Source organism: Hymenobacter fodinae, assembly GCF_004745825.1.
In the GTDB taxonomy this organism is placed as follows: domain Bacteria; phylum Bacteroidota; class Bacteroidia; order Cytophagales; family Hymenobacteraceae; genus Hymenobacter; species Hymenobacter fodinae.
Genome location: NZ_SRLA01000006.1, coordinates 81,198 through 100,879, shown reverse-complemented (window position 1 = coordinate 100,879; position 19,682 = coordinate 81,198). Strand labels below are relative to the sequence as shown.

17 protein-coding genes are annotated in these 19,682 nt (G+C 56.3%); 6 read left to right on the top strand and 11 right to left on the bottom strand.

What is annotated here, in order from left to right:
- Positions 1 to 142: 142 nt before the first annotated feature.
- The 3 genes from EU556_RS22885 to EU556_RS22875 form a co-directional block, all read right to left on the bottom strand.
- Positions 143 to 1,060 carry a glycosyltransferase family 2 protein gene (locus tag EU556_RS22885; protein ID WP_135436574.1) on the bottom strand — a complete coding sequence of 306 codons (918 nt, stop codon included), beginning with the start codon at positions 1,058 to 1,060 and terminating at the stop codon, positions 143 to 145.
- Positions 1,061 to 1,205: 145 nt separating this feature from the next.
- Entirely contained in the window at positions 1,206 to 2,498 is a 1,293-nt protein-coding gene (locus tag EU556_RS22880; RefSeq protein WP_135436573.1) for an MATE family efflux transporter, read from the bottom strand.
- Between the two features lie 55 nt (positions 2,499 to 2,553).
- Positions 2,554 to 3,555, bottom strand: a complete 1,002-nt coding sequence (locus tag EU556_RS22875; protein ID WP_135436572.1) for a hypothetical protein — start codon at positions 3,553 to 3,555, stop codon at positions 2,554 to 2,556.
- A 167-nt stretch (positions 3,556 to 3,722) separates the two neighbouring features.
- Between EU556_RS22875 and corA the strand changes: the two genes are divergently transcribed.
- Complete coding sequence (gene corA, locus EU556_RS22870; protein WP_135436571.1) at positions 3,723 to 4,928, top strand: magnesium/cobalt transporter CorA; 1,206 nt, start codon at positions 3,723 to 3,725, stop codon at positions 4,926 to 4,928.
- 206 nt (positions 4,929 to 5,134) lie between these two features.
- Here the strand turns inward: corA and EU556_RS22865 are convergent, their stop codons facing one another.
- Positions 5,135 to 6,310 (bottom strand): neutral zinc metallopeptidase, encoded by a 1,176-nt coding sequence (locus EU556_RS22865; protein WP_135436570.1) that lies wholly within the window; start codon positions 6,308 to 6,310, stop codon positions 5,135 to 5,137.
- 381 nt (positions 6,311 to 6,691) lie between these two features.
- Positions 6,692 to 9,424 (bottom strand): hypothetical protein, encoded by a 2,733-nt coding sequence (locus tag EU556_RS22860; protein ID WP_135436569.1) that lies wholly within the window; start codon positions 9,422 to 9,424, stop codon positions 6,692 to 6,694.
- 281 nt (positions 9,425 to 9,705) lie between these two features.
- Here EU556_RS22860 and EU556_RS22855 point away from each other — a divergent pair, with 281 nt between their 5' ends.
- Positions 9,706 to 11,175: an APC family permease gene (locus tag EU556_RS22855; RefSeq protein ID WP_135436568.1), complete on the top strand. Its 1,470-nt coding sequence runs from the start codon at positions 9,706 to 9,708 to the stop codon at positions 11,173 to 11,175.
- Between the two features lie 127 nt (positions 11,176 to 11,302).
- Here EU556_RS22855 and EU556_RS22850 read toward each other — a convergent pair whose 3' ends face one another.
- Complete coding sequence (locus tag EU556_RS22850; protein ID WP_135436567.1) at positions 11,303 to 12,004, bottom strand: carboxypeptidase-like regulatory domain-containing protein; 702 nt, start codon at positions 12,002 to 12,004, stop codon at positions 11,303 to 11,305.
- A 243-nt stretch (positions 12,005 to 12,247) separates the two neighbouring features.
- Entirely contained in the window at positions 12,248 to 12,631 is a 384-nt protein-coding gene (locus EU556_RS22845) for a hypothetical protein (RefSeq protein ID WP_135436566.1), read from the bottom strand.
- Positions 12,632 to 12,870: 239 nt separating this feature from the next.
- Between EU556_RS22845 and EU556_RS22840 the strand changes: the two genes are divergently transcribed.
- From EU556_RS22840 to EU556_RS22825, 4 genes are all read left to right on the top strand, one after another.
- Positions 12,871 to 14,202: an NAD(P)/FAD-dependent oxidoreductase gene (locus tag EU556_RS22840; protein ID WP_135436565.1), complete on the top strand. Its 1,332-nt coding sequence runs from the start codon at positions 12,871 to 12,873 to the stop codon at positions 14,200 to 14,202.
- Between the two features lie 77 nt (positions 14,203 to 14,279).
- On the top strand, positions 14,280 to 14,510 hold the full coding sequence (locus EU556_RS22835; RefSeq protein ID WP_135436564.1) for a hypothetical protein: 231 nt from the start codon (positions 14,280 to 14,282) through the stop codon (positions 14,508 to 14,510).
- A gap of 82 nt (positions 14,511 to 14,592) precedes the next feature.
- Positions 14,593 to 16,008, top strand: a complete 1,416-nt coding sequence (locus tag EU556_RS22830; protein WP_135436563.1) for a 4Fe-4S binding protein — start codon at positions 14,593 to 14,595, stop codon at positions 16,006 to 16,008.
- Between the two features lie 66 nt (positions 16,009 to 16,074).
- Entirely contained in the window at positions 16,075 to 16,620 is a 546-nt protein-coding gene (locus EU556_RS22825; protein WP_135436562.1) for a hypothetical protein, read from the top strand.
- 50 nt (positions 16,621 to 16,670) lie between these two features.
- Here EU556_RS22825 and EU556_RS22820 read toward each other — a convergent pair whose 3' ends face one another.
- From EU556_RS22820 to EU556_RS22805, 4 genes are all read right to left on the bottom strand, one after another.
- Complete coding sequence (locus EU556_RS22820) at positions 16,671 to 16,997, bottom strand: hypothetical protein (protein WP_135436561.1); 327 nt, start codon at positions 16,995 to 16,997, stop codon at positions 16,671 to 16,673.
- A 60-nt stretch (positions 16,998 to 17,057) separates the two neighbouring features.
- Positions 17,058 to 18,050, bottom strand: a complete 993-nt coding sequence (locus EU556_RS22815; RefSeq protein WP_135436560.1) for an alpha/beta fold hydrolase — start codon at positions 18,048 to 18,050, stop codon at positions 17,058 to 17,060.
- A gap of 87 nt (positions 18,051 to 18,137) precedes the next feature.
- Positions 18,138 to 18,695 carry a hypothetical protein gene (locus EU556_RS22810; protein ID WP_135436559.1) on the bottom strand — a complete coding sequence of 186 codons (558 nt, stop codon included), beginning with the start codon at positions 18,693 to 18,695 and terminating at the stop codon, positions 18,138 to 18,140.
- Between the two features lie 311 nt (positions 18,696 to 19,006).
- Positions 19,007 to 19,630: a porin family protein gene (locus EU556_RS22805; RefSeq protein ID WP_135436558.1), complete on the bottom strand. Its 624-nt coding sequence runs from the start codon at positions 19,628 to 19,630 to the stop codon at positions 19,007 to 19,009.
- Positions 19,631 to 19,682 lie beyond the last annotated feature (52 nt).

The window sequence follows — 19,682 nt, the reverse complement described above, 5'->3', positions numbered from 1 at the left end:
GATAAGTGGATAAGCAGAAGTACATGCAGTTGGGAGCAGTGACTTAATTGCCTTATTGGCTCATCAAGCGCTAGGCCAGTCCTTTCTGGCAAGAGTGCTCGTCCCTCTAAGTATAAACTTTACAGGGTCCCTTTCCTACCGATTACTTTATTATAGCCACCCATAAGCCGAGCAACCTGTCGAAGAGGGTGAGGTGGTTTAGCTCTTGCAGCAGCGTATAAAGCGTGCGGGCTTCTGAATAGTTGCGCCAGCGCACTGCTTGGCGCAGCTCCCAGCGCACACGCACCGCTAGAGCAGTGCGCTCAGCCTCATTCCGGCACATAGCTAAGGCCTTACGGCACACGTGAATAGTAGAATTCAGGTACGGATCGTGGGGCTGGTAGCCTTTCCGCGACATTGATTGCGGGTGCAGGCGCTTTTGGGTAGTCACCTCATCCAAAAAGTAAAATTGCCAGTTGCGGGAGGCGCGCACCCAAAAGTCAAAGTCTTCGTAAGCCAGGGCTTCATCATAGCCACCCAGCTCTTCCAAAGTGGCGCGGCGCATAGTCATAGTTGGAGTGCTGATGAAATACCGCGCCAGCACATCGGCAAACACCCACCCTGATGCCGGCCGTGGGAACAGACCTTGGGCAGTACGTCGGAAATGACGACGCACCAAGTGCCCTTGCTCATCGATCAGTTCCGCATCAGAATACACCATACCGCACTGCGGGCCAGCTTCTTGAAATGCAGTTATATGATGAGCTACCCGATGAGGCAGGAGCACGTCATCGGTTGCAAAATCAATTACAAATTCCCCCATCGATTGCCGAAAAGCGCTGTTGAATGCTCGACAATTACCTACATTTTCTGGTAGCAACAAGAGACGCCAGTTGGGTTGTGCCTGCGCGTAACGCATTAAAATAGTAGCACTATCATCGGTACTTGCGTCATCAACCAGCAGTACTTCTAGGTTAGGGTACGTCTGGTTAAGCAGGGAGTCGAGAGCCTGGGGTAGAAAGCGAGCGTGGTTGTAGCACAGTGCAATAATAGTTACCAGCGGTTGCTCAACAGTTGACATAGAGCGGCAAGTTAAACAGGCATACTGGAGGTGAACACACGCAATCCTCTGTATTCAAGCTGACTGGTTTTACAGTACGTCAGATGAAGACTATCTGCTTCAACAGCGACCAAGACTAAAATAAGACAACACTTAACAGGCTATCCTACACAATATCACGCCGAAAATACCAGAGGCAGCCTGGCAAAAGCAGCCAAAAGCGCGCCGCATGTGCTAAAGGTGCTCCCATCAAGCCATAGTGAGGCAACAGCCACACCAGTAGCACGGCATATAGCACTGCAGAAGCTGCCTGCACGAATATGTAACGTCCGACCTGCGCCTGCACAGTCAGCAGATACAGTAGCGTCCAGGTCAGAAATTTAGCCCAGTCGCCCACAAGTTGCGGGGCGAGCAGCGGGGCCGCCGCTACAAAGTGTTGATCAAACAATAGTGGAAGCAACCACACCCGCAGCAACCATAATACTACAAACCCTACCAATATAGCGGGAGCCAACAGGGCTAGTACTGCCCTTACCAACGCTTTACGCTGGAGTGGTTGAGCTGAAAAGGCAGCCAGCCGTGGGTAATAAACGCTACCCATGATAGCGGAAAACACCATAGTATAATTATCGGAGAGCTTTGCTATGGCCTGCCAAAGGTCAGTTTGGCTCAGCCCTAGCTGCCGAATGAGCACCTCCCGCATGGCAAAATCAATGCTCTTGCCAAAGAGTAGCACGCTTACGGCCATGAGCAGAAAGCGGCTCAACCCGCGAAGAGCTGGCTGACTGAAGCGGCCGGTAAGGCGAGGCAGCAATCCGGCTCGGTGCGCCAGCAGCAGCGTAGGTACTATTGTCATTCCCTGAGCAAATAGATAGGCCAGGAGGGCTGACTCACTGGAACCGCCCAAGGCCAATACCGTGGCCACGGCTCCCACCCCTAAGCTGCTGAGCAGCACCGTCAGGAGCACGTACTGGCGTAGCTGCCCCGCCGCCAACAGTACCGATACCAGCAATGCATGTCCTGTTAGTAAAGTGATGCCTAACGCAAACAGTCCCCCCCAGCCTATTGTGGGCCGAAACATTCCTATTAGGGGGTTGGGAACCAACGCCAGCAACAGGAAGCCAAGCAGCAAGGCTCCTACATTCAGGATTAAGCTTGCACCCCACCACGCCCGGTAACGGCCAGAGCCTGGCCGCAGAGGTGCCAGATATTTTACTAGCCCCACATGCACCCCATCATTAGGAAGGGTAGTGAATAAGGCCATGAGGTTTTGAAAGTGAGCTAGCAATGTAATGCCCCCCGCCCCCCCATACAGGGCTAGTAGCTTGTTGAGTACTACTGCTCCAGCCGCCCTCACTAGCACAGCTACTCCTGATCCTAGTGAGCCGCGCAGGAAACGGCCCAGCACAGCGGCGCGCGGCTCTGGCTGGGGTGCTACTGAATCCGGTGGATGCTGCATTACCAAGTAAGGTGGCTTAGCCACGGCCTGCAGCCAGTTGACATACTGAATCCACTCATTTCTCGAACGTCAACTTCAGACTGAGCACCCCGCCTAGGTGGCGCTTAAACTGCAACAGCGAATAATTAGGTCCTTCTGGCAGCATGGAAGTGCCTAGGTCTAGCAGCCGCATACCACTAGCTTTGCCGAAGGCGTGCAGGCCAGCATTCAGGAGCACCACCGGGCTAAAGGCGTTGTAGGCCAGGGGGCTGGCGGGGTAAAAGTTGTAGAGCACTTCGCTGTTTACCCGAATAGCTACTGTGAGAGCGACCCACTCTCCGGCTGGGTTTCGCACCGAAAACAGGAAGTAATGCTGCGGAAATAGGCGAAACAACTCCTGCAGGCGCTCTAGCGGCAATGAAAGCTGCTGACCTTTTTCCTGGCGACAACGACTCAAGAACTCGTAGGCCAGGGGCAGCAGCAAGGGAGGTTCCTGCTCAAACTGAAAGCCATGCTGCTCACACTTGCGCAGCCGGCGCTTTTCGGAGGGGTGCAGCCGAGAAGTAAACTCTTCAGCTAAAGGCAAATGGTTATTCAGCTCGGTGTGAGTTATGCGGAAGCCCAGTTGCGTAAGCGCCTGCGTGAGCAAAGCACTACCGGCCTCATCATATCCAAGCGGGTAGCTCCGAATTTGGAAGCGCTGCACGCCCCGTGCCGTGAGCTGGCTTTCAATCACGGCCAAGAAGCTGGATACTACCTCGGCGGGCAACCCAGGCAGAAGCTGAGCACTGCCAAATGGCGCCTGCCAAGGGCTATAGGCCGCCGTGCCCGCCGCATCCAGGAACACCTGAAACTGGCCTACGGTCTGGTTGTTGCGCTGGTCTTCCAGCTTAAAGTGAAGCCGTTCACCAGGAGCCTGCTGTAAGGCCAAGTGGGCCGCCGTGAGATACAAAAAAGGGTCGTAGGCCAGGGGGCGGATCGGCTGGGCTTCCATTCCGTGCTGGCAGCGCACTGCGTACCGCCCCTTCTCAACGGGGAGGGGCAGCAGATTAGGAGTAGAAGTAGCGGCAGAATCCAAGGGCAACTGTAGAGGAGGGCGGGCAGCGAAAGTACGAGAAAAATGCCGCGGCTGGTTGCTAGAGCCGATAAGCACTGGGGCTTACCCCTACGTTAATAGTGGAGATTATAACAACGAACTTGTCGCCACATTTCGTAAACTGCCCTACGTACTTGTTTTGTGCCCGCATGAATTCTGCTGCCTCCTCCCCTTCAGCTACTTTCCCTCCTCCCGTGCTGCCCGACCCCGAAGCGGAGCTTCCCTCCCCAACTGGCGCCCTTGCCGACCGCGACGCGACCCGCCAGGCGCACGAACAAACCGTAGGCCAACGCCCCGGCACGCTTATGGTCCGGGCTGATGCCTTGCCGCCGCGCCTTTTTCTGATCAGTTACAGCGAAAACTTTTTTCAGGAACGTGAATATTTCGATTACCCAGCCCTGCGGGCGTATATACAGGAGCATCCCGAGCTGAAGCATTGGTTTGACATCCGCGGCTACAATAACCTGGGCCTGATGCAGCAGATTCAGGACGACTTCCACATTCACCCGCTGATGATGGAGGATGTGCTTAATGACTATCAGCGGGCCAAGGTGGAAGAGACAGAAGAAGGTTTATTCCTGGTATCGCGCATGACGGAATTTACCTCCCAACTCGATATCGAGGATGACCAACTTTCCCTCTTCACTGGCGACAACTACGTTCTGAGTTTTCAGGACGACTACGAGGATTGCCTAGAAGCAGTGCGGCAGCGGTTGCGCTCGGGCCGCAGTTCTATTCGGCGCCGCTCTCCGTTGTACCTGGCCTACGCCCTCACCGACGTGGTACTCGACCACTACTACCCTACTATGGCCGCCATTGGCGACTACATTGAAAAGCTAGAGGAGCGCATTTTCACGGGCCGCTCCGACCGGCGTTTGCTCAACCGCATCTTGCACATTAAGAAAGATATTGTGCGCTTCCGGCGGCTAGTGTACCCCGAGCGGGAGAAGATTGCCGAGATTCTGCGCATGCCCGAGGAAATAGTGCCGGAGGAGATGAAAACCTACTTCAAGGACTGCTACGACCACTCTATTCAGGCAATGGATCTGGCCGAGAGCTACCGCGAATCGGTCAGCAGCCTCGTCGATCTGTTCCTCTCCGACCAAAGCAACCGCATGAACGAGGTGATGAAGGTGCTCACCATCATCAGTAGCATCTTTATTCCGCTCAGCTTTGTGGTAGGCCTCTACGGCATGAACTTCCAGCGCGAAGCCCCCGACGGGACTATTAATTACCTCAACATGCCCGAGCTGTACAGCCCCTGGGGGTACCCTGTGTTGCTGGCCATACTAGGCCTAATTGTGCTGTTTCAGCTTATCTATTTCTACCGAAAAGGCTGGCTGACCAATCGGTAAAAAGGTAGGCACGAAGCACTACCTTCCTCTCTATTCATAGCAGGCAGCCTCTGACTACCTGACTCTTTTCGCCTTACTGGCGTGAGGCACCACGCCAGAACTAAACAGGCCTAGAAAAAGCCCTTACCACCGGTTGGAGGTAAGGGCTTTTTCTAGGCCTGTTCCGCTGATGCTAGGCCAAAACCCAGCTCAGATTAAATGGCTGTTTATTTTTTAACGAACACGGGCAACTGAGCCTCAAATAAGCGGGCAAACTCTTGGCTGGAGAGAATGTGGCCCTGCTTCTGGGCATCGTTGGCGAGGTTGTACCCCCACTGGGCAGCCGCGAACCGCTGCGTGGGCGTACCGTGGTGGCCATTGCTGGTGATGCTACAGTCGCCGATGTTGAAGAACACGCCCAGGAACTGCTGCACGCGCTTCCACTGCATGGCCGCACCCCGAGCATGCGAGAGGTAGTAGGCCGCGTAGGCATCAGCCATAAGTTCGGTGCGGCGGGTTGCTTCAGGGCTCTGCACCGTCCCGAACAAGTTTAGCTGAAACTGCACCTGGTGGCCAAACTCGTGGGCCAGAATGGCCTGGGGCGCTACGTCGCCGTAGCCAGTAGCCGCAAAGGCATCCATGATACCGTCGCCCATGATAATTTTATCAGGAATGCGGCCGTAGGGAGGAAAGTTGAAGCCCTGCTGGGCAAAAGCGTTGAAGGTGAAGATGGGGTGGTTACCATCCCGGTACTGCGGAATTTCGTCGGCCAGCATGGTCACGATATCAGCCAGAATACCAGCCGTGGCCGGGTCTACGTCATACACAGCCACGTAAGTCCGGATAATCCGGTCACGGTTCGTGAGCATGTTGCCGTGCATTGCAGCCAGCACAATGTCAGCCGACTGAATGTTCCAGAAGCGCTGCAGATCCTTGAAGGTCTTAGTTAGCGTCTGGGTGTATTCGCCATTTACCCCAAAGGTCTGGCCATTGGAGCTGTTCTCAAACACCAGGGCGTCGTAGGTTGGCAGATCAAGCATGGCGAAGTCCAGCACGTAGCCGATTACCTCGTTGTTCCAGCCCACCAGTTGCTGGTCGAACCACTGATTAACGGGTGTGTTGTCGTTACAAGCCGTGGGCTCGATGGCTAGTACACTGCGTACTTTCTCGCGGTACTGAGGGTCAGTTTGTAACAAAAGAGCGGAGCGCTCCTTTAGCTTAGCCTCAACCCCAGCAGGCAGCGAAGCCCGGAGTTGGTTGATTTTTTCGCGGGTTGTAGAGGTAACTTGAGCAGATTGTTGGGTGGCACTCGGACGAATAGAATTCTCAGTTTCCTTCGAGCAGCTGGTCAGCAGGATGAAGGAGCATGCGAAGAGGGCCGTTAGGCGGTTAAGGTGCTTCATAGAGCGGATTAGGTTATGGAAAGAAAGGATAAGTCAAACTGTATGAAGGCTGTTAGAAGAGCAATGTAATGACGTGCTTGCCATACTATCCTACTCTGTTGTACTCAGCTAGACAGAGCGGAATCATCTAACATGCTGGCCAAGCTAAAATTATATTATATATAATCCTAAAATAATAATAAAATACAATATAGATAATATTTACTCTTATCTATTGCCAGCTCATCAATAGATAAGGATTAAAACTGCGAAATACCCATACTGAAGCAGAATTAGCATACGTGCTTAGTGCTGTAAACTCCAGGGAATACTTATTACATCCCCACTTATTTCTAGCGAGGTTGCTATCTGATTTGCCTTGAGATAGTGATCCAACCTGGCCTAGTTCAGGCGCAAATCAGAGCGGCGTAGCTCCTTACCTATCACTCGAAACAGGTAGTACACTGAGGTAGCCGGATTAAACTCCAGCGCAATTTGGGGCGTGGAGCTATCGAAGGGCTGTCCGCCTACGAGCCGGGCGCGGGCGTCGTAGAGGTACACCTTACCAGGCCCCTGTTCCGAAAGTACGTACACTTGGCGCCCCCCTTCAAAGTTGAAGTACTGTGCCTGCTTAGGGGCTGAGGTAACGAAGGTTTGGGTAAGCAGCTGACGACCGGCGGCATCGAACAACGTGAGGCGTCCACCCTCCTCACGCGTCACCACATACGTACGCTGCTGCTGATCCGGCACCAAGTGAAACTCAGAATTTCGGCTCCAGGTGGCTATTCGGCTCCGGGAAACAATGTCGCCGCTCAGGTTAAAGCTTACCCTTTCTCCGTGCTGAGTAACTACCGTGAGGCGGGAGCGGCGCATGGTGGGGCCTATTTCGGCTAGCGCGCCGCTATGCAAGCGGGCGCCCACGCTGATAGGAAAACCTGGATACACGCCTCCGGCCTGATCATACGCGTAGACGTACCCATTTTCGAGTAGGGTCACAATTACATCGCGCCCGTTTACGCTGAGGTAATGAGGCGGTGCAGCCAACCGGAAATCAAGTTGCTTGGGCTGCCAACCGGGGAAGCTGCGCCCTTGCGTATCATAGAGAAACAAGTTGCTGCCACTGCCCGCCACCAGCAAACGGGCAGCCTGCCCCCCACGGATGGGCAACACCGTCAGAGAAGTGGCCTGCACCGTATCGGGCAAGTTCAGGGGGAAATTGGGAAGGAGCTGTCCTCGGCTGTTATACCCAAATAGCTGCGTAGCACTTCCCAGCAAGAACCCACTGTTGCCAGGCAGATGGTAGGGCTGCCCAATGAGGGGACCGGGCAGAGTGTCAGACCAGGCTACCACATTGTCGGGGGTGATGTAGTGCAGAATCTGCGCGGTATCCTGCACCAGAATACCCGAGAGCCGGGCCCCGCTAACGGGTACCAGGGTTGGTGAGCTGCGCAAGGCGGCCTTGAACGTGAGGATGCTGCCGGTGCCATCTTGGTTTTGCGGCCTGGCCACGGCTGGACCCTCTGCTGGGTGGCGAAGCACAAAATGCGTGTAGTACTGGGCCCCTTCTTCGGCTTCATTGGCCGCCGGCACCCACTGCAGGGCCACCTGAGGGAAGCGCTTGAACAGGGTTTCGTTGCGCAGCAATCCGGCCCGGCGCTCTTCCACCAGTCCGCGCAGCAGCACGTTCCAGGCGTTGCCCATATCAAGCAGCACACTCATGCGGGCCAAGGGCTGCGTGTCCTGCAAAAAGGCAACCTGCGTGGGAGAACGGCTCCAAACCTCGCCCGCGGTTACGCTCAGCAGCCACTGGCGCACTGCTTCCGCGTCTTCGCCAAACGCCACGTAGTTACCTACCTGCGCTACTACCGGCTGCGCAAAATTGCGGAACAGAGGGCCTAGCAGACGTTGGGGCAGCTCCGGCACACCGGTTTGGTAAAGTTGGTAGGGACCCACCCGCTCGAAGGAGGGTGTGGTGCCGGTGGCCCGCCGCATCTGCCCAAGCAGAATACCCAACTGCGTAGGGTTGGAGCACCAGGCCAGGGCCAGCTTGGCCGGCCGCAGCCTAGCCGAGGCCGTACTCAGGTAGCACAACGCCACCTCTTGCCGGAGCAGCGCGGCCATGCTATCTACCAAGGGAACCGTATTAGCCACCAGAGAATCAGACGCCACAGGTGCAGCACCACTCCGCAGGGCAGCTGCTTGGTTTAGACCTAGGTGCACGAGCAGGGCCGTTCGAAGGGGTACTACCTCGGCCATGCGCAGGCGCTGGGCCGGTTGACCTCGCAGCCGTTCGTGTAGGCCACGGTGGGCAGTTTCGGCGTTAGCGAATCCATTAAACACCACCTTATTTCCTTCCAGCTTCATCTGCACCAGCCCGTTGCGCGCTAGGCTACTCACCTCGGTTAGCTCAGCTTCCATGTCGCGCCGAAAGAAAACGCCCAGCAACTGCGGCAAGCGCCGCTGGTTCAGCAGCAGCGTAGCATCCACGTTTCTCTGACGGAAGAAATCGGTGTTCTGGAAATCAGCCGCCACGGTGGGCTGCTCGGGATGCTCCAGCCGCAAGGCCACGGCTTCCACCAGCGCGGGGCTGGCACTGATGAGCAAATGGTTTCGGTAGTTGAAAAAGGTAATTCCTTCGCCGGTGCTGCGCTGCTGCACCTGCGTAAATTGCTGGTCGTGAAACTCGCGGGTACTCACCTGAAAGCGTGCATCGCGGCCTAGCCCCTCCACCAGGTTGCGCACCTGGCGATACTCCCGCACACTGCTGATGGGCACCTGAAAAAGCACGTCGAAGCTGGTGGGGCCTGTAACGTGCACCGACGTCAGGACCCGCTTGCGGCCCAGAAAGCGCAGGACTACATCCTGCCCGCTGGTGAGGCTATCGGCCAGGGCCACGTTATCCTCCACTTGCTGGAAGTAGCGCACGGCCGTGAGATTGTCCCAGAGTTGGGTTTCCTTGAGGTGGCGAACCAGCGTGGGGTGGTCGTGGGTAACCGTAACCAGCACGGCATCGTCGGGGACCAGTGCCCAAGGGTCGACGGGCACCTGCGCCTCTCGGTGGCGGTAATACACGTAGGAACCCAGTGCCGTAAGCAGCAGCAGACCTGTCAGAAACACCAGTACTCGTTGCGACATGCAGGATTCCGGGAGAAGGGCGGGCGGCAAAAATAAGGATTACTCCTTTGGCGCGCGATGGTTGGGCGTACTCCTCCTACGGCTGCGGGCACAAACAGCTGCGTTGGTAGTCAACCCAACGCTTCCAAAGTGCTTTCAGACTGGCCTAGTAGGTATCCGTTTGGGTTCCGGCGCGGCGTGAGGCAAGCTTTGGCCGTTTTCCGGCCTTCGCCCTAGGCATTCTACTATCCGCCCGTTTCTTTTCTATCTTCCGGCCCTGAAACACTTCCTACTTTCCCTGTATGTCTGAAAAGCAAGGCCATTTCCAGCGGGCCATTACGCTGTTTGATGCCGTCATGATTGTGACCGGGAGCATGATTGGCTCCGGTATTTTCATCGTGTCGGCGGGTATAGCTCAATTGGTGGGCTCGGCCGGCTGGCTGCTGGTGGTTTGGCTCCTAACGGGGTTTATCACGCTGGCGGGTGCCGTGAGCTATGGCGAGCTTTCCTCCATGTTTCCGAAAGTAGGTGGCCAGTACGTGTACCTGCGTGAGGCCTACAATAAGCTGGTGGCCTTTCTGTATGGCTGGACGCTGTTTCTGGTGATTCAGACGGGCGTAATTGCGGCGGTGGCCGTGGCTTTTGCCCGCTTCACCGGCGTGCTGCTGCCCTGGTTTAGTGAAACGAATGTACTGCTGCGCGTGGGTACGTTTGAGTTAAGCACGGTGCAACTGCTGGCCGTTACGCTGCTCGTGGTACTTACCTATATCAACTCTCGCGGGGTGCGCAGTGGCAAGCTGATTTCCAACATCTTCGGGAGCACCAAGCTTGTGGCCTTAGGCCTTTTGATATTGGGTGGCCTAGCGCTGGGCATCAACCAGCAGGCCGTAAGCGTAAACTTCCAGGACATGTGGCAGGCCATGAGCTTCGATAAGCTAGGCCACTCTTCTCCCCTGACTACCTCGGCCCTTATTACGGCAATCGGACTGGCCATGACGGGTTCCCTGTTTAGCTCCGATGCCTGGAACAACATCGGCTTCTCGGGCGACGAAATTGTGAAGCCCGAGCGCACCATTGTGCTCAGCATGGCCCTTGGCACGGCCATCGTAACGGCGCTCTACATTCTCATTAACGTAGTGTACCTGCTGGTGCTGCCCCTGAAAGGCGACCCAGAAGCCACTACCGTGATGGGCCGCGGCATCATGTATGCCACCAATGAGCGCGTTGCTACGGCCGTGGCCGAAAGCATTCTAGGTCAGGTAGGTGCCTACGTAATGGCCATTCTGATCATGATCAGCACCTTCAGCGCCGACAACAGCATTCTGCTGTCGGGGGCGCGGGCCTATTACGCTATGGCCGCCGACGGGCTGTTTTTTCCTGGAATGGCTCGTCTTAACAAGGCTGGGGTTCCGGGCGTGGCGCTGTGGGCGCAATGCGCCTGGGCCAGCCTGCTTTGCCTCTCTGGCTCCTACGGCGACCTGCTCAACTATGTAATGTTCTCGGTTATCCTGTTCTACGTTATTACCATCATCGGCATTTTTGTGCTGCGCCGCACCCGGCCCGATGCTCCTCGCCCCTACCGAGCTGCCGGTTACCCCGTTATCCCGTTGCTTTATATCATTCTCGCTTCGGGCTTCTGCTTTATTCTGCTCACCGACCCTGTAAACTCAAAGTTTGCCCTCCGGGGTCTCGGCTTGGTGGCCGTGGGAATACCCGTGTACTTCATCTTTGGGAAGCGCTTTTCAAATAGCTCACCTCAAGAGCCCTCCTAGGCCATTGTTATCCAAACTCACGCAAAAGGCTCGCTGATGTAGATCAGCGGGCCTTTTGTATTTTATTCTGGCTTATCTTACAGCATACGCCACACGCCATTGCGCTGTAAATTGCCCGGCTAGGCCACTAGCGCCGACGACGCTTACCGGCATTTTCAGCTGGCACCAGCGTAACGTTTACGGGCTGAGCGTTGCGAGTGCGAATCTCCTGGTCTTCGTAGCCGCCGTAGCCGTACACCAGCGTGTTGTCGCCGGCCGGCAACTCCAGGGAGTAATTACCATTGGCATCTGTCCCGACGGCTTTTTTCGAGCCCTTCACCAGCACCGTAGCGCCAGCCAGAGGGCGGCCGTTCTCATTCAGAATGCGCCCCGTAATGGTAACCATAGAGGGGGTTGCTGGCTCGGCGGCGGGCACGGGCTCTACCTCAATTTCGGCGGGCGCAGCCTCCTCTTTAACCTCCTCAGCTTCTGTGCGGGCGGCTGTCTCGCGGGCAGATTGGGGCTTGGCGGCAATAGCCTTTTGCTCGGCGGGAGTTTTGGGCTCTTCGGCGGGGTCGGCCGCGGTGGTGGCAGCTACGGTGTCGGTGGGTTGCTCGGCGGCCCGGGTGCCCGTTACGGTAGCATCGCCTAGCTCAATCCCCGGCATGGCACTTACCAGTTGGCGCGTGGTGGTAGCAGGCAACATAGCATAGCCAGAAACTACCAGCGCCACAATGCCGCCCACAATCAGGGCCAAGCGTCCGTTGCCAGAAGAAAAATTTTCCTCCTCGGCCAACACGTTAGTGGTTACTTCTTCTTCGTTAAGGGGAGTAGAGGTGTTCTCATTCATGAGGGTGTGCGTAATAAAAAGGGAATTTGCAGGTAGAAGCGTACGGTAAACCCAATCAGCAGAGTCCGTTAGTGGAATAATCCCGTTTAAACCCTTCTGCGGTTCCTAAAGATAAAGGACCGAATTGTGTAAATCCTAATTTCGCTCGTAGCGACTAGTTGGACTCTCACCTTGCGCGCTGTAGGCCACAAAAAAGCCCCGCTCTTGGTAGAGCGGGGCTTCTCATACAATACAGGCATTGTACTAGTCCTCAACTGGTTTAGCAGGACCGCTAGTCGTCGATTCCCCGAATTTCTGGTCGCGGGTACGGAGCTGATGGTCAAGCTCGACGCTACCCTCGATACCGAAGCCAGGGCCGCCGGCTTGCTCGCCGGGGTTGTCGTGGTCATTGCCACCCTGGGGTACGCCTTCGCCCCCGCCAATGTGCAAGTTCTCAAGCTGATCTTTCTGGTCGGAGCGCTGGGTATACCCGCCGGCACCCTGGTTGCGGTGAGCCGAGGAGTCATCGGACTGTTTGCCGTTGCTCACTACCTCTTTAAATTCTTTGGTATTCTCCAGGTGCTCGTTATCGGGCGTAGCGGCTTTATCGTGTACTGCGTTATCCGCGGATTTATCATTCGTAGCCATGATGGACGGAATTTTGGTGGAAAGGAAACGTGGTTTTGAGGGTGTACGCTGACCCAGGCGGTAGGTTGGGTGGCAGTGAGGAACATACCCTCTGGTAAAGGCCGCTTCCTGAAAATCAATCCAGCACCTTAACTCCTCCGTATGGCAAAGACCAGCTCGTACTAGGCCAGTTCTAGGCAACTGGGCTGGTCAGTTTTTTCTTCCACCTTTGCGCAGTGGTCTTTTCCACGTGCTTGCGTATGAATTTGGTTATAATCGGCAACGGCATTACGGGGGTAACCTGCGCACTGACCGTGCGCCAACTGCGTCCCGACGCCCGCATCACGCTGATTTCCGAAGAAAGCCCCTATCATATTTCCAGGCCGGCCCTCATGTACGCCTACATGGGGCACCTCCGCCCCCAGGACCTAAAACCCTACGGCGACTGGTTTTGGGCCGAAAACCGACTGGAACTGGTGCACGCCACCGTCACTGGCCTCGATACCGCACAGCAACAGGTAGAACTAAGCACTGGCCTAGCCTTACCCTACGACAAGCTGCTGGTAGCCACTGGTTCTGTGAGCCGCGTGCATAATTGGCCCGGCCAAGACCTAGCGGGCGTACAAGGCCTCTACGGGCTAGCCGATCTGGAACGTATGCACCGCGAAACGCATGCTGTACATCAGGCAGTAGTAGTGGGAGGTGGCCTAATTGGCATTGAGCTGGCGGAAATGCTTCGTTCCCGGGGCATTGCCGTTACCATGCTCGTGCGTGATGCTCACTACTGGGGCTCAGTGCTGCCGCCCGAGGAAGCGGCCCTGGTCAACCGCCAACTTCAGGCCCATGGGGTGACGGTGCAGTATGGCACCGAGCTAGCCGAAATTATAGGGGATGAAGCCGGCCGAGCACGCGCCGTACGCACTTCCCAGGGCGAGGAAATTCCTTGCCAGTGGGTAGGTCTCGCCATTGGGGTAACGCCTAACATAGGCCTAGCCCAAGCCGCCGGCCTAGAAACTGACCGTGGTATTCTGGTAGATGAGCAGCTCCAGACAAGCCAAGCCCATGTGTTTGCGGCCGGCGACTGTGCCCAGCACCGCCAGCCCGGTCCCGAGGAGGTGCCCATTGAACAGCTCTGGTACACGGGCCGCCAGCAGGGCGAAACCGTGGCATACGCCATATGTGGGCAGCCACGCCCCTACCAGCGCGGTCCTTGGTTTAACTCCGCCAAATTCTTTCAGCTGGAATACCAGACCTACGGCCGCGTGCCTGCTCGCCTGCCCGCCGGCATTCACAGCTTTTACTGGCAGCACCCCACTGAGCAGCACTTGCTCCGGATTAATTTTCAGGCCGATGCCCACGGTGCCGTTATGGGCATGAATACGATGGGTATCCGGCAGCGCCACGACGTATGGGACCAGTGGCTACGCACTGCCACGCCCATTACGCAAGTGCTCAGCGCCCTCGGCACGGCCAACTTCGACCCGGAGTTTTTCCGGCGGCACGAAGCCGCCATTGTTGGCGAGTTTGCCCGGCAGTTTCCGCAGTACCCCGTGGCGCCACCTCGCCGTAAAGGAATTTTTTCATTTCGTTAACGCATTCTCCTGATTGCCCAGCGCGCAGTACCAAGCTTTAGTGCCCCGCTGTGCTTACTTCTTCTGGCTGTACCTACATGGATTTCTCTAAACTTTACCGCCCCAGCGCCCTCAATAGCTTTCAATACATTGCTCTCGTAGGCATCGTGATGAGTGCGGGCGCTCAGTTGGTCATTCACCTGTTGAACCAACCCGAGCCCAACGGCTACAACTGGCTTTACCTCTGCTGGGTGGTGCTCTACGTGCTAGGCTCTTTGCTCAACCTGTTTGGTAAACCCTCCGACGGCCACCACCATCATCACCACTAAGGGTGGCCTAGGCCACGTTGCTATCAGCTTGCGGCGGCGCCTTAGCTAGGTTAGCTAATGGCGCACATCTCCCCTGTTACTTATGAACTCCACCCTTCCCCTCCCAACACCTCCGCTGCCCACCGTACCGGCTACCGAAAAGATCCTGCTCACTATTATTGGGCTGGGGCTGTTGGCGCTGCTGCCTGCGGCCTTTGCGGCCGACCCATGGCAGGCCCGGGTAAGCCTGTATGTAGCGCTGGCCCTGGTAAGTGGCGGTACTCTATTGTGGGCGGCGCGCAAGTTTGGGAGCCACCCGGCCGGGGTGCAACAAGATAACCTATGGCTGCGCGCCAGCACCAGTCGGGGCAACGTAGCCTGGCTGACGGCCGTGGTGCTGACGGGTTTTTACGTGGTACTATACTGGTTTAGCAGCCCAGATGAGCAAGGCAACTTTGGCCTGCTCAACAACCTGATTCACGCCCTCGACCCGTTTAGCCAAGCCCTGCGCCAACGTCCCGCCGACCAGTGGTTTTTGTACGGCACATTCTATACGCTGGCTATTCTGGTGATGGGGGGTCGGGCCCTGTGGAAGTACCGCCATTCCCCGTACCAGCGCATCCGTACGGTATCGGTGATGTTCTTTCAGCTTGGATTTGCGTACCTGCTGCCGAGCCTACTGCTGGCATTTCAGCGCCCTGAGTACTATTTCAGCTACTTCTGGCCCCTGAAATACGACTACCTGTTTCCGGGCACCGTGAGCTACTTACTAAAGGATGGCGGACCTGGCCTAGGCGTGTTTATGGTATTCTGGGGCGCGGTTATCTCTTTCGTGGGCACGCCCGTACTCACGTACTTTTTCGGGAAGCGCTGGTACTGTTCGTGGGTGTGTGGTTGCGGGGGGCTAGCCGAAACTGCCGGTGACCCATACCGCCACCTCTCCGATAAGAGCCGGGAGGCTTGGCGCTGGGAAGTTCGTCTCATCTACCCTATCCTCGGACTCATTGTGCTCGTAACCGCGCTGCTGTGGCTGGGCGTGTCGGGGTTGCTGCCGGCCTGGGCAACTACGCCGCAAGCTTCCAGCATTGGGCTATTCAATAATCTGAGCCCGGTTGATGCCCTGAGTAAATTCTACGGCTTTGCTATTGGCGCGGTATTCTCCGGCGTAGTTGGTGTGGGCTTTTACCCGTTATTGGGCAACCGCGTATGGTGCCGTTTTGGGTGCCCAATGGCCGCTTATCTAGGCCTATTGCAAAAGCACTTCTCCCGCTTCCGCATTACTACCAACGGCGCCCAGTGCATCAGCTGCGGCAACTGCTCCAACATCTGCGAGATGGGTATTGATGTAAAGCAATACGCCCAGCGCGGTGAGCCCATCATCCGGGCGTCCTGCGTGGGTTGTGGCCTGTGCTCTACCGTATGCCCTCGCGGCGTGCTTAACCTCGAAAATGGCCCGCGCGAGGGCCGCTATCAAGCGTCCCCGCTGATTTCGGCAGAAAGCCTGCGCATCCTGAGCTAATTTTTACGTGCTACGGGTGCACAGCAGGAGGATTCTTAACTAGTTGTAACGTATTTATTCCTCTCTATGACCTACTCTGCTATCCGACTGTTTTGCTTAATGGCATTGGGCTGCATCGCTCTACCAGGTCACGCCCAGGAAACCGCCTCGTACAGCCGCCCGCAGGTTCAAATCTCCGAGCCTGTGTATGTGCTGAATTCTAGCATTATCATCAATGGCCTTTTGCAGAATATTAACCCTCAGCATATTAAATCAATAGAAGTATACAAAGACCCTGGCAACTCAGAAGCTCAGGCAGGCGCATCTCACTTAAAAAATCTAAGCCGTTTCGGGGTCATCAATATCACTTATCCAAAACGAGTACGCAGCCGCACCTTTGCTCAGGTAGGCCGGCGGCTGGGCCTTCGAGGGCCGCTGATTTTTGCCCTCAATGGACACACTCTCAGCACCGAAGATGCGGCCGCCCTACGCATTGCACCGGTTGCTATTGGGCAACTCCACATTCAGAAGCCCACACCAGAAGCTCCCGAAACAAGAGTGGATATCTGGCTGACTCTACCTCCCAATTCGTCACACAGCCCCCGCTCACCAGGCACCATCCTTCTTCGGTAACACCGTCAGCATTTCCTTCTTAAGCCAGTGCCTGAGCTAAGTAATTTCCTTTACGGCCGCTTCTTACGGAGTTCCTGCTTTGGCAGTGGAGCCACGCCACCGGGTGCCTCCTGATTAGGCGTGGTAGCACGTGGCATGGATGAGGATGATGAGCCGGGTACAGCCACCTGCAGGGAGTTCGGGCGGCTTTCGTACGTCCCCGGTGCTAATTGCTGGCGCGCCTCTTGCCGGATGGCCGCTTCGTGTATCTGCTTCTTTCCGGCTGACATATTGGCCTTGAGTTTATACTGGCCTAGGCCTACCCCATGCGGAGCAGTAGTTTGCGCCAGCACAAAGCCCGGCAGGCCCCACATCGTCAATAGCAATAAGCGTTTCATACCGTATTACGTTGGTTGCTAGGTAAGATACCTAAAGCCGCGCCATAGTTGCAGTAGTCTCTATTTCACGAACGCCACCAAAGCCTCCAGGAAGCGCGGCGTCGCCTCTAAGTGTGGGATGTGGCCTATACCATTCAGCGGCACTAGTTTAGCGCCTTTTATTTGTGCGGCAGTGCGGCGGCCCAGCTCCGGATACTGGCCTAGCGTGGCCAGCACCTTCGGGTCTTTCACCAACCCCTTGCCCACTACTGTGCGGTCATCTTGCCCAATAATGAGCAGTGTGGGCACAGCTACCCGCCCAAACTCATAGCTCACGGGCTGCTGGTAGATCATCTCAAACGTGAGGGCATTGGCGCGGGCTACTTTCGGGAAATCGGGGTGGCGAGTTTGGGCCGCCAGGGGCAACAGCCATTCATCGTGGGCCTTGGGGTAGCTGTGGGGGTAATAGGTGGCGTGGTACTTCCGGATACTCTCCTCCGTGCTCTTGCGCTCGGTAGCCTCAGCTTGATCTACGGACTGAAATGGCACGCCTAAGCGGTAATCCTCTAGGCCTATCGGGTTTTCCAGCACCAGCTCTTCGGTGGCCAACGGGTACATCAGCGCGAAGCGTGTAGCCAGCATTCCACCCATGGAGTGGCCTACCACCACGGTCTTCTGCACGCCCAGCGTATCAAGCAGGTGCTTGGTGTTGCGGGCCAGCTGGTGAAACGAGTAGTGGATATCGGGCTTATCTGACTTGCCGAACCCAATCTGGTCGGGCACGACCACCCGAAACCCAGCTGCCGCCAAGGCTTTAATGGTTTCGCGCCAATACGCCCCGAAGAAGTTCTTGCCGTGCAGCAATACTACGGTGCGGCCGTTGGCTTTAGCAGTAGCGGGCACATCCATATACGCCATGCGCAGGGCCTGCCCCTCGAGCTTCAAAGGCAAATACTTCACCGGATACGGATACTCGTACCCATCGAGAGTGGCATTGAGCGCGGCGGGAACTGAGGATTGCGCCGAAGCGCTAATTGCCCCTACAAAGGCCAGCAGCACAAATAAAAACTTCATCACAAACGGAATTAGCGAAGTGAAACATACGCAGAAACCGCGCTGCCGTTCCGCTGCAAGTCGTGCTAGGCCACTTTCAGGGTAGACTTACTTCGCTTCCGAATCGCGCTGCCGGAGCAGTAGCTCGATGGTGCGCGTGTCTTCGTCGCTCCACACTACGCTGCGCACGTTATCAAGGTCCATGACGGTGTGGCCGTCGGGCTCCCCATATTGAGTGTACACTTCTACCAGCAGCTCATCCTCCGTGATGCGCTCAATGTACCCGTAGAGGTCATTATCAGCGTGAGTTTCCAGCTGCACTAGTTGGCGCACCTCACTGGCCCGCTGCAGCACGGCTGCCACAGTCAGGTACTGATTGTCGAGCCCGTCGGGAGCGGCGGGGCGGGCATACACTACCTCTGGGTTGTGCTCCTTGAACTCAATCAGGCGCACATACTTATCATCAAAGTGCACCTGCGAAACGTTGCCCAGATTTAGCGTGCGGACGCCCGTAAGCAGGCCTTGCCGCGTGATGGTGCGCAGCACTACAAGCTCTGGGTTGTGGTTGAGCACGTACCCTAGAAACGTACCACCGCTGGTTTGAATAGACACTACCCGCCGGCTGCGCTGCGCCCGCTGAAGCATGTCAGATAATAAAGCTCCCATAAATTCACACTGTATATAACCAGCCGGCCACTGATGCGCCGGGCGGCAAATATACACCTCGGCAGTACTAGCTGCGCCGAATACTGCAACAAGTGGCCTAGGCGCTGGCGCGCACCTTAATCAGGACGTTCTTGGCTGCAGAACCGTAGCCGGTGGCACAGTATAGCAGGATAATCTGTCCACAGTCTGAGATTGATAGCAACCGAATCATTTCAAGTGCCAGATTTTTTGTTAGATATACTTGCTTAAGCAGCCAAAAAAGCCCCATCTCCATGACGGAAATGGGACTTTTTCGAGGGAAGTAAGACAGCCTACTTATTGCCGGGGAAGGCAAAGCCCAGCTGGAATTGAAATACTGAGTTGTAGATTTTATTACCTCCGGGCAGCGCCGCGTCGCCATCATAGAGCTTGGTGATGCTGCGGTTGTAGCGGATGCCCACATTGGGGCCACTTTCGAGTTGGTAGCCAACACCTACGATGTAGCCGAACTGGAGCTTATTAAGTTGGCCCCGGGCGGTAACGTCTGGTATGGCCGAATCATCATACTTGGTTTTACGCGCGAACAAGTAGCCTACTTGCGGTCCAACTTCAAATACTAACCCAGCGGCGTTGAGGCGAGCTAGGAGCGGCAAGTCGATGTTGTGGAAGGTGGTTTTGGATACATCCTCGATCTGGTAGCCGCGCTGGGAATACAATAGCTCGGGGTGCAGTTCGAACAGGCCGCCCACGCCCAAGGTCGTGGTGGTCGTGACGCCAGCTTGAAATCCGAAGCGGTTTTGCACATCGCCTTGAAAGTCTTTGTCGTCACCGGCGAGTGAGGCTGCCACGACGCCCACTTTAAGGCCGAAGCGGGTGCCGCCCCCGGTGGTAGATTGGGCCTGTGCTGCAGCGGTAACACCACTTAGCAAGGCCAGAGAGAGAAGAAACTGTTTCATAGCTGAATTGAGAGAAGAGTGAAGGCGTGAAGTGCCGCTAGGAGTATAAGGT